The organism is Streptomyces sp. NPDC047869, from assembly GCF_040704065.1.
In the GTDB taxonomy this organism is placed as follows: Bacteria; Actinomycetota; Actinomycetes; order Streptomycetales; family Streptomycetaceae; genus Streptomyces.
This window is the reverse complement of the sequence record NZ_JBEYRK010000021.1, coordinates 131,526-140,559: the sequence shown is the minus strand read 5'-3', so window position 1 is coordinate 140,559 and position 9,034 is coordinate 131,526. Positions and strand designations below refer to the sequence as shown.

Sequence of the window (9,034 nt, the reverse complement as noted above, 5' to 3'; positions counted from 1 at the left end):
GCGAGGAGATCACCCAGAACGGGCTCGGCGGCGCCGACGTGCACGCCGAGACCTCCGGCGTCTGCCACTTCGCCTACGACGACGAGGAGACCTGCCTGGAGGAGGTGCGCTACCTGCTCTCCCTCCTGCCGCGCAACAACCGCGAGACCCCGCCCGCCGCGCCCTGCGACGACCCGGCGGACCGGCGCTGCGACAGCCTGGCCGACCTGGTGCCCGCCGACGGCAACCGCCCGTACGACATGACCAAGGTCATCGAGGAGATCGTCGACGACGGCGAGTACCTCGAGGTGCACCAGCGCTGGGCGCGCAACATCATCTGCGCGCTGGCCCGGCTGGACGGCCAGGTGGTCGGGATCGTCGCCAACCAGCCGCAGAGCCTGGCCGGCGTGCTGGACATCGAGGCGTCCGAGAAGGCCGCCCGCTTCGTGCAGATGTGCGACGCGTTCAGCATCCCGATCGTCACCCTGCTCGACGTACCCGGCTTCCTCCCGGGTGTCGGACAGGAGCACGGCGGCATCATCCGGCACGGCGCGAAACTGCTGTACGCCTACTGCGACGCGACCGTGCCGCGCATCTCCCTGATCCTGCGCAAGGCCTACGGCGGCGCCTACATCGTGATGGACTCCCAGTCCATCGGCGCCGACCTCACCTACGCCTGGCCCACCAACGAGATCGCCGTGATGGGCGCCGAGGGCGCGGCGGGCGTCATCTTCCGCCGCCAGATCGCCGAGGCCGACGACCCCGAGGCCATGCGGGCGGAGCTGGTCAAGGAGTACAAGGCCGAGCTGATGCATCCCTACTACGCGGCCGAGCGCGGTCTGGTGGACGACGTGATCGACCCGGCCGACACCCGCCACGTCCTGATCGGCGCCCTGGCGATGCTGCGCACCAAGCACGCCGAGCGACCCGCCCGCAAGCACGGCAACCCGCCCCAGTGACGGAGGTCCCATGAGCGCGTCCCCCACTCCCCCCATCCGCGTCGAGAAGGGCCAGGCCACCGACGAGGAACTGGCCGCCCTCGCGGTGCTGCTGCTCAGCCGCACCGCCCTGGCCGGGGCCGGCACCGAGCCCGGCTCCCCGGGCACCACCTCCTGGCGTCCGCACGCCTACCACGCCCCGCACAGCTGGCAGCGGGGCTGAGCCGGCGGCCACCGAGTCCCCCGGCGGCCCGGCACACCCGGGCCGCCGGGGGCGCGCTCAGTCCTGCACGAGCGTGATGTCCTGCTGCCGGACGGCGTGGAAGTAGGGCATCGGCGCGAGGCCCGAGGGCCGCAGCTCCAGGAGGGTGGCCTCGACGTGGGCCGCGCCGGTCCTCAGCGGTTCGGCACCGGCCTTGTGCGATGCCTTCCCCGACCTGGGCGCCGCCTTCGCCGCCTTGCCGGACACCTTTCCGTCCTTGTGCGACGCCTTCACGGACCTGGCCGAGGTCTTCATGGACCTGGCCGAGGCCTTGTCTGCCTTGCCTGACGCCTTCCCGGCCCCGGCCGCCTTCTTCCCGGCCTTCCGCGCCGCCTTCCCGGCCTCGGACGGCTTGCCCGCGGCCTTGGGCGACGTCTTCTCCGCCCCGGCCGACGCCGTCCCGGCCGTGACGCTTCCCGGACCGCTCTTCGCCGCCTCCGCGTCGGCCTCGCCGGAGTTCGACCAGTGGTGCTCGGCGCCGTCGCACACGGCGCTGGTGCCGCCGATGGCGTACTTGACGCCGGGGTCGGTCTGGGTGACCGAGGAGCTGACGAACACCGGTCCGCTGCTGCCGGTGCAGCGGTAGGTGCCGGAGAGGGTGATGGTGCCGTCGGCGGCGATCCGGCCGGTGGCGTCGACGGTGAGGCTCTCGGTCGGGTCGGCGACGGCGGCCGGTGCGGCGACGGCGCACAGCAGCGCTGCGGCGCCGAGGCCGGCGGCGAGGGCGGGGCGTACGGGCATGGGGGGACCTCCCGGTCACGGGGTGTGGGGGTTCCACTCGTACCGGGCGGTCCGGGACCCCGCCGTGACCGTCACCCCTTCGGTGGCGCGTCACCCGGCAGCACCGCGAACCCGTCCAGCTCGACCAGCGCCCGCTCGTCCCACAGCCGTACGACCTGGACGACGGCCATCGCCGGATAGTCGCGGCCCGCCGACTCCCGCCAGATGCTGCCCAGTCGGCGGGCGTGGGCGCGGTAGCCGGCGACGTCGGTGGTGTAGACGGTGACGCGGGCCAGGTCTGCCGGGGTGCCGCCGGCCGCGCGCAGGGCGGTGAGCAGATTGGTGAGTGCCCGCTCGAACTGCTCGACGAGTGTGTCGCCGGTGACTTCGCCGTCGCCGTCGAGGGCGGTCTGGCCGGCCAGGAACACCAGCCGGGTGCCGGTCGCGACGACGGCGTGCGAGAAGCCCGTGGGCGGGGACAGCTCGGGCGGGTTGACGCGCTCGGTGCTCACCGGGCCTCCCTCTCGGGCCGCGTGGCGTACAACTCCTTGGCGATGATGCCCCGCTGCACCTCGCTGGCGCCCTCGTAGATCCGCGGCGCGCGCACCTCGCGGTAGAGGTGTTCCAGCAGGTGGCCGCGGCGCAGGGCGCGGGCGCCGTGCAACTGGACGGCGGTGTCGACGACGTACTGCGCGGTCTCGGTGGCCAGCAGTTTGGCCATCGCGGCCCGCCCCGGCACATCGGCGGCGCCCTCGTCGTACGCCGTCGCCGCCGCGTACACCATCAGCCGGGCCGCCTCGGTGCGCAGGGCCATCTCGGCGACCTGGTGGGCGACCGTCTGCAGGTCCCGCAGCTTGCCGCCGAACGCGTCGCGTTCGGCGGTGTGCTCGAGCGTGGCGTCGAGCGCCGCCTGGGCCATGCCGACCGCGAAGGCGCCGACGCTGGGCCGGAAGAGGTTGAGGGTGCCCATGGCGACGGCGAAGCCTCGGTCGGGCTCGCCGAGCACGTCGTCCGCGGTGACGGGGACGGCGTCCAGGTGCAGGGCGCCGATCGGGTGCGGGGAGAGCATCTCCAGCGCGGAGCCGGTGAGGCCGGGCCGGTCGGCGGGGAGCAGGAAGGCGGTCACCCCGCGGGCTCCGGCGCCGGGCGTGGTGCGGGCGAAGACGGTGTAGAAGTCGGCCTCGGGGGCGTTGGAGATCCAGCACTTCTCGCCGGTGAGCCGCCAGCCGGAGCCGCGGTCCGGTTCGGCCGTGAGGGCCAGGGCGGCCGCGTCGGATCCGGCCCCCGGCTCGCTGAGCGCGAACGCGGCCACCGCGCCGCCCTCGGCCACCCGGGGCAGCCAGCGCTCGCGCTGGGCGGTGGTGCCGTGGGCGTGCACCGGGTGGGCGCCCAGGCCCTGGAGGGCGAGGGCGGTCTCCGCCTCGGTGCAGGCCTGCGCCAGCGCCTCGCGCATCAGACACAGGTCCAGGGCGCCGGAGGTGAACAGGCGGGCGAGCAGGCCGAGCCGGCCGAGTTCGGCGAGGAGGGCCCGGTCGACCCGGCCCGGCTCCCCCTTGTCGGCGATCGGGCGCAGCCGTTCGGCGGCCAGGGTGCGCAGTTCGGCGCGCCAGGCGGTCCGCTCCGGTCCCAGTGAGAATGCGGGCACTGCCGGTCCTCCCTCCGGGGCGGGCCGGCGATGACCCTCCCGTCTCCGTCCGACGGTATCGCGCACAGTTGACTGTCGTCATCAACACGATACGCTCCAGATGCGAGCGCAGTCAGGACGCCCGTCTCGACGCCGTCAGGCAAGGGGGCGCACCGCCATGAACGTCTCCGCCCACGTCGACACCTTCACGCGTGACCATCTTCCGCCGCCGGGCGAGTGGCCCGAGCTGCTCTTCGACCTGGCGGAGCTGCGCTACCCCGAACGGCTCAACTGCGCGGCCGAGCTGCTCGCGCACGGCGACCCGGACCGCCCGGTCTTCCACACCCCGGGCGGCCCTTCGTGGACCTACGGCGTCCTGCGCGCCCGCGTCGACCGGATCGCCCATGTCCTCACCGGCGAACTGGGCGTCGTGCCCGGCAACCGGGTCCTGCTGCGCGGACCGACCACCCCCTGGCTCGCCGCGTGCTGGCTCGCCGTGCTGAAGGCGGGCGCGGTGGCGGTCACCGTGCTGGCCCAGCAGCGGCCGCACGAGCTGGCCACGATGTGCGAGATCGCCCGGGTCCGGCACGCGCTGTGCGACATACGGGCCGTGGACGACCTGGCGAAGGCCGGGATACCGGGCCTGCGCATCCTCGCCTACGGCGGTGAGGCGCCCGACGACCTGCTGCGCCGCCCTGCGCCGGACACCCCCTTCCCGGCGGTCGGCACCGCCGCCGACGACGTGGCCCTGATCGCCTTCACCTCGGGCACCACGGGCCGCCCGAAGGGGTGCATGCACTTCCACCGGGACGTGCTGGCCGTCGCCGACACCTTCTCCGCGCATGTGCTGCGGCCCCGGCCCGACGACGTGTTCACCGGCAGTCCCCCGCTCGGCTTCACGTTCGGTCTGGGCGGTCTGGTGATCTTCCCGATGCGGGCGGGCGCCAGCGCGCTGCTGCTCGAACAGGCGGGGCCGCGCCAGTTGCTGCCGGCCATCGCCGGGCACCGGGTCTCGGTGCTGTTCACCGCGCCGACCGCGTACCGCGCGATGCTCGAGGCGATGGACGGCCACGACCTCTCGTCGCTGCGGCGCTGCGTGTCGGCCGGCGAGAACCTGCCCGCGGCCACCTGGCGGGCGTGGCACGAGCGCACCGGGCTGCGCATCATCAACGGCATCGGCGCCACCGAGCTGCTGCACATCTTCGTCTCCGCCGCCGACGAGCGGATCAGACCCGGCACCACCGGAGTCCCGGTCCCGGGCTGGCAGGCGCGGGTCCAGGACACGTACGGCGACCCGGTGCCGGACGGTGAGCCCGGACTGCTGGCCGTGCGCGGCCCGGTCGGCTGCCGCTATCTCGCCGACCCGCGGCAACGGGAGTACGTGCGTGGCGGCTGGAACGTCACCGGCGACACGTACGTCCGCGAGAGCGACGGCTACTTCCGCTACGTGGCCCGCGCGGACGACATGATCATCTCAGCCGGGTACAACATCGCCGGACCGGAGGTGGAGGACGCCCTGCTGCGCCACCCCGACGTGGTCGAGACGGCGGTGGTCGGCCGTCCCGACGAGGTGCGCGGCCAGGTGGCGGTGGCCTACACGGTGCTGCGGGACGGGGCGGCGCGCGACCCGGAGCCGCTGCGCGCCTTCCTCAAGTCGGAGCTGGCGCCCTACAAGTGCCCGCGCGAGTTCGTCTTCCTCGACGCGCTGCCCCGCACGGCCACCGGCAAGCTGCAGCGGTTCCGGCTGCGCACCGCCGGTGACCGGCCATGACCCAGACGACCTAAAATGATCAACGTGTCCGAGCAGCACGCCCCCAGGTCCCTCATCGTCACGCTGTACGGCGCGTACGGCCGCTTCATGCCCGGCCCGGTGCCCGTCGCCGAGCTGATCCGACTGCTGGCCGCGGTCGGGGTGGACGCGCCCTCCGTCCGTTCCTCGGTGTCCCGGCTCAAACGCCGCGGGCTGCTGCTGCCGGCCCGCACCCGGGCCGGCTCGGCCGGGTACGCACTCTCCGCCGAGGCCCGCCAGTTGCTGGAGGACGGCGACCTCCGCATCTACGCGACCGCTCCCCCCGAGGACGAGGGCTGGGTGCTGGCGGTGTTCTCCGTGCCCGAGTCGGAACGGCAGAAGCGGCACGTCCTGCGCTCCCGGCTGGCCGGACTGGGCTTCGGCACGGCGGCGCCCGGGGTGTGGATCGCCCCGGCCCGGCTGTACGAGGAGACCCGGCACACCCTGCGCCGCCTGGCCCTCGACCCGTACGTCGACCTCTTCCGGGGCGAGCACCTCGGCTTCGCCGCCACCCCGGAGGCCGTCACCCGCTGGTGGGACCTGACGGCGATCGCCAAGGTGCACGAGGGCTTCCTGGACGCCCACGCGCCCGTCCTGCACGCCTGGGAGCGGCGCGCCGACACCCCGCCGGAGGAGGCCTACCGGGACTATCTGACGGCGCTGGACTCCTGGCGGCACCTGCCCTACACCGACCCGGGCCTGCCCGCCCGGCTGCTGCCCGCCGACTGGCCGGGGGTCCGCTCGGCGCGGGTGTTCCGGGGGCTGCACGAGCGGTTGCGCGACGCGGGGGCGGAGTTCGTGGGGACGGAGCCCGCGGGGGCGTGAGCCCCTGCGGGTCAGAAGCGGCGCAGCCGCAGCGCGATGCCGTGCCCGACCGCGAGGTAGAGCACGGCGGGAAGTCCGTAGTTGAGCAGCACCCGGAGGTTCTCCGTGTCCATCGTGAAGATGTCCTGCGACCACCAGGCCAGCGCGTCGGCCACACCCTCCACGAAACCCACGAAGATGTTCGCGTGGTTGGCCTCCAGCAGGTACAGCAGGATCCACAGCCCCAGGAACGCCGCCGCGACGTCGGCGACGGTGTGGATGATCAGAGCGGTGCGCCGGGTGCCCGAGCCGTCCCCGCGGCGCTGCCGGCCGGGGCCGGCGGACCGGTAGGCGGGCTCCGCGTACTGCGGCTCAGGGGCCGGGGGGCCGCCGTAACCGTATCCGGGGGGCTCGGGCAGGGGCCTGGTGTCGTTCATCGCGGTCTCGGTCTCTCTCGTCTCCGGCATGGACCAACCGAACGTAGCCAGCCGAAGCGGAACAAGCGGTTCAGGAACCGTGCGGATCACGTGGAAGGCGTGTGACCGGTACCGCGCGGCTCCTCCTCGCCGTCCTCGTCATCGTCCGCCGAGCGACAGCCGGGGTTTCGGCGCGTCCGTGCGGCCGGTCTGCGGCCGCCTGCTGCCCGCCCGGTAGGGGTCGGGCCAGGCCACGCCGGGCCCCTCGTAGCCCTGCTCGGCGGCCGCGTGCAGCGTCCAGTGCGGGTCGTACAAGTGCGGCCGGGCCAGCGCGCACAGGTCCGTACGCCCGGCGAGGATCAGGGAGTTGACGTCGTCCCAGGAGGAGATCGCGCCGACCGCGATCACCGGGACGCGGACCTCGTGCCGGATGCGGTCGGCGAACGGAGTCTGGTACGAGCGCCCGAACTCCGGCCGCTCCTCGGCCACCACCTGCCCGGTGGAGACGTCGATCGCGTCGGCGCCGTGCGCCGCGAAGGCCCGGGCGATCCCGACCGCGTCCTCGGCGCCGGTGCCGCCCTCGGCCCAGTCGGTGGCGGAGATCCGCACGGTCATGGGCCGGTCGGCCGGCCACACCGCGCGCACGGCGTCGAAGACCTCCAGCGGGAACCGCAGCCGGTTCTCGGGCGAGCCGCCGTAGGCGTCGGTGCGGAGGTTGGTGAGCGGGGAGAGGAAGCCGGAGAGCAGATAGCCGTGGGCGCAGTGCAGTTCGAGCAGGTCGAAGCCGGCCCGCGCGGCCCGCCCGGCGGCCGCGGCGAACTGCTCCCGGATGTCGGTCAGCTGGGCGCGGGTGAGGCCGCGCGGGGTCTGGCCGTCCGGCTTGTAGGGCAGCGGGGAGGCGGCCACCAGCGGCCAGTTGCCGTCGGGCAGCGGTTCGTCCATGCCCTCCCACATCAGCCGGGTGGAGCCCTTGCGGCCGCTGTGGCCGAGCTGGACGCCGATCGCGGTGCCCGGTGCCCGGTGGTGCACGAAGTCGGTGATCCGCCGCCATGCCTCGCCCTGCCGGCCGGTGTAGAGGCCGGCGCAGCCGGGGGTGATCCGGCCCTCCTCGCTCACGCACACCATCTCGGTCATCACCAGGCCGGCCCCGCCGAGGGCGCGGGCGCCCAGGTGGACGAGGTGGAAGTCGCCGGGGACGCCGTCGTCGGCCGAGTACATGTCCATGGGCGACACCACGACCCGGTTGCGCAGGGTCAGTCCGCGCAGCCGGAACGGGGTGAACATGGGGGGCGTGCCCGGCGGGCAGCCGAACTCCCGCTCGACGGCACCGGTGAAGTGCGCGTCGCGCAGCCGGAGGTTGCCGTGGGTGACCCGGCGGCTGCGTGTGAGCAGGTTGAAGGCGAACTGGCGGGACGGCTGGCCGAGGTAGCGCTCCAGGTTCTCGAACCACTCCAGGCTGGCCCGGGCGGCCCGCTGGGTGGAGGCGACGACGGGCTTGCGCTCCTCCTCGTAGGCGGCCAGTGCGCTGGGCATGTCGGGCTGTTCCTCGACGCACGCGGCCAGCGCCAGCGCGTCCTCCACGGCGAGCTTGGTGCCGGAGCCGATGGAGAAGTGGGCGGTGTGGGCGGCGTCGCCGAGGAGGACGACGTTGCCGTCGGACCAGCGCTCGTTGACCACCGTGCGGAAGGTCGTCCACACCGACTTGTTGGAGCGCAGCGGCCGTCCGCCGAGGGCGTCGGCGAAGATCTTCGCGCAGCGCTCGACGGACTCCCGCGGCTCGGCCTCGTCGAATCCGGCGGCCCGCCAGACCTCCTCGCGCATCTCCACGATCACGGTGGAGGCGCCGAGTCGGTTCGGCGGCCCGGAGGGCCTCGTTGAGGGGTGGTGGTCGGGAGACGGGCGGGCGAACGGGTAGGCGTGCAGCTGCATGACGCCGTGCTCGGTCTCGGCGATCTCGAAGCGGAAGGCCTCGAAGGCGAAGTCGGCCGCCAGCCAGATGTAGCGGCAGCGGTGGGCGGTCACCCGGGGCCGGAACGCGTGGGCGTGGGCGTCGCGGGTGGTGCTGTTGACTCCGTCGGCGGCGACGACCAGGTCGTACTCCTCGGCGAGCCGGGCGACAGGCGGTGCCGCGGTGCGGAAGCGGAGGTCCACGCCCAGGCAGCGGCAGCGCTCGTGCAGGATCTCCAGCAGCCGGCGCCTGCCGAGCGCGGCGAAGCCGTGTCCGCCGGAGGTGTGGCGGGTGCCCCGGTGGACGATGTCGATGTCGTCCCAGCGGACGAAGTCGCGCCGCAGGGCCTCGTGGACCACGGGGTCGGCGTGCTCGATGCCGCCCAGGGTCTCGTCGGAGAGGACCACGCCGAAGCCGAAGGTCTCGTCGGGGGCGTTGCGCTCCCAGACGGTGACCTCCCGGGCGGGATCGAGCCGTTTCAGCAGTGCGGCCGCGTAGAGACCGCCGGGGCCCCCGCCGGTGATCGCCACGCGCAGGGGGCGGCCGGCCATCGC

Annotated in this window: 9 protein-coding genes and 1 pseudogene; 4 read left to right on the top strand and 6 right to left on the bottom strand. The window is 74.0% G+C overall.

The annotated features are described in order from the left end of the window. Together AB0924_RS25555 and AB0924_RS25550 are read left to right on the top strand one after the other, a co-directional pair. The coding region (locus AB0924_RS25555) for a carboxyl transferase domain-containing protein (protein ID WP_366912621.1) at positions 1 to 938 on the top strand (938 nt) is incomplete at its 5' end. Between the two features lie 10 nt (positions 939 to 948). Next, a complete protein-coding gene (locus AB0924_RS25550) occupies positions 949 to 1,140 on the top strand; it encodes an acyl-CoA carboxylase epsilon subunit (protein ID WP_358934809.1) in 192 nt (63 codons plus the stop codon). Positions 1,141 to 1,197: 57 nt separating this feature from the next. Here AB0924_RS25550 and AB0924_RS25545 read toward each other — a convergent pair whose 3' ends face one another. The 4 genes and pseudogenes from AB0924_RS25545 to AB0924_RS25530 all read right to left on the bottom strand — a co-directional run bounded on the left by AB0924_RS25545 (position 1,198) and on the right by AB0924_RS25530 (position 3,544). After that, positions 1,198 to 1,434 (bottom strand): DUF6299 family protein, encoded by a 237-nt coding sequence (locus AB0924_RS25545; RefSeq protein WP_358934816.1) that lies wholly within the window; start codon positions 1,432 to 1,434, stop codon positions 1,198 to 1,200. 66 nt (positions 1,435 to 1,500) lie between these two features. Beyond that, positions 1,501 to 1,920: pseudogene (locus AB0924_RS25540) on the bottom strand (DUF6299 family protein); the annotation flags it as partial. A gap of 71 nt (positions 1,921 to 1,991) precedes the next feature. Continuing rightward, positions 1,992 to 2,411: a RidA family protein gene (locus AB0924_RS25535; RefSeq protein WP_366912620.1), complete on the bottom strand. Its 420-nt coding sequence runs from the start codon at positions 2,409 to 2,411 to the stop codon at positions 1,992 to 1,994. Continuing rightward, positions 2,408 to 3,544 (bottom strand): acyl-CoA dehydrogenase family protein, encoded by a 1,137-nt coding sequence (locus AB0924_RS25530; protein ID WP_366912619.1) that lies wholly within the window; start codon positions 3,542 to 3,544, stop codon positions 2,408 to 2,410. The genes AB0924_RS25535 and AB0924_RS25530 overlap by 4 nt, the downstream gene beginning before the upstream one ends. Before the next feature lie 157 nt (positions 3,545 to 3,701). Between AB0924_RS25530 and AB0924_RS25525 the strand changes: the two genes are divergently transcribed. Both AB0924_RS25525 and AB0924_RS25520 read left to right on the top strand, forming a co-directional pair. After that, positions 3,702 to 5,294, top strand: coding sequence for an AMP-binding protein (locus AB0924_RS25525; RefSeq protein ID WP_358934803.1), 1,593 nt, complete (start codon positions 3,702 to 3,704; stop codon positions 5,292 to 5,294). A gap of 15 nt (positions 5,295 to 5,309) precedes the next feature. After that, positions 5,310 to 6,137: a PaaX family transcriptional regulator C-terminal domain-containing protein gene (locus AB0924_RS25520; RefSeq protein WP_358934801.1), complete on the top strand. Its 828-nt coding sequence runs from the start codon at positions 5,310 to 5,312 to the stop codon at positions 6,135 to 6,137. Positions 6,138 to 6,148: 11 nt separating this feature from the next. On the opposite strand, the gene AB0924_RS25515 is transcribed toward AB0924_RS25520, so the two are convergent. Then, complete coding sequence (locus AB0924_RS25515) at positions 6,149 to 6,583, bottom strand: hypothetical protein (RefSeq protein ID WP_358934799.1); 435 nt, start codon at positions 6,581 to 6,583, stop codon at positions 6,149 to 6,151. Between the two features lie 108 nt (positions 6,584 to 6,691). Continuing rightward, a complete protein-coding gene (locus tag AB0924_RS25510; RefSeq protein WP_366912618.1) occupies positions 6,692 to 9,031 on the bottom strand; it encodes a bifunctional salicylyl-CoA 5-hydroxylase/oxidoreductase in 2,340 nt (779 codons plus the stop codon). Between the last annotated feature and the right edge of the window lie 3 nt (positions 9,032 to 9,034).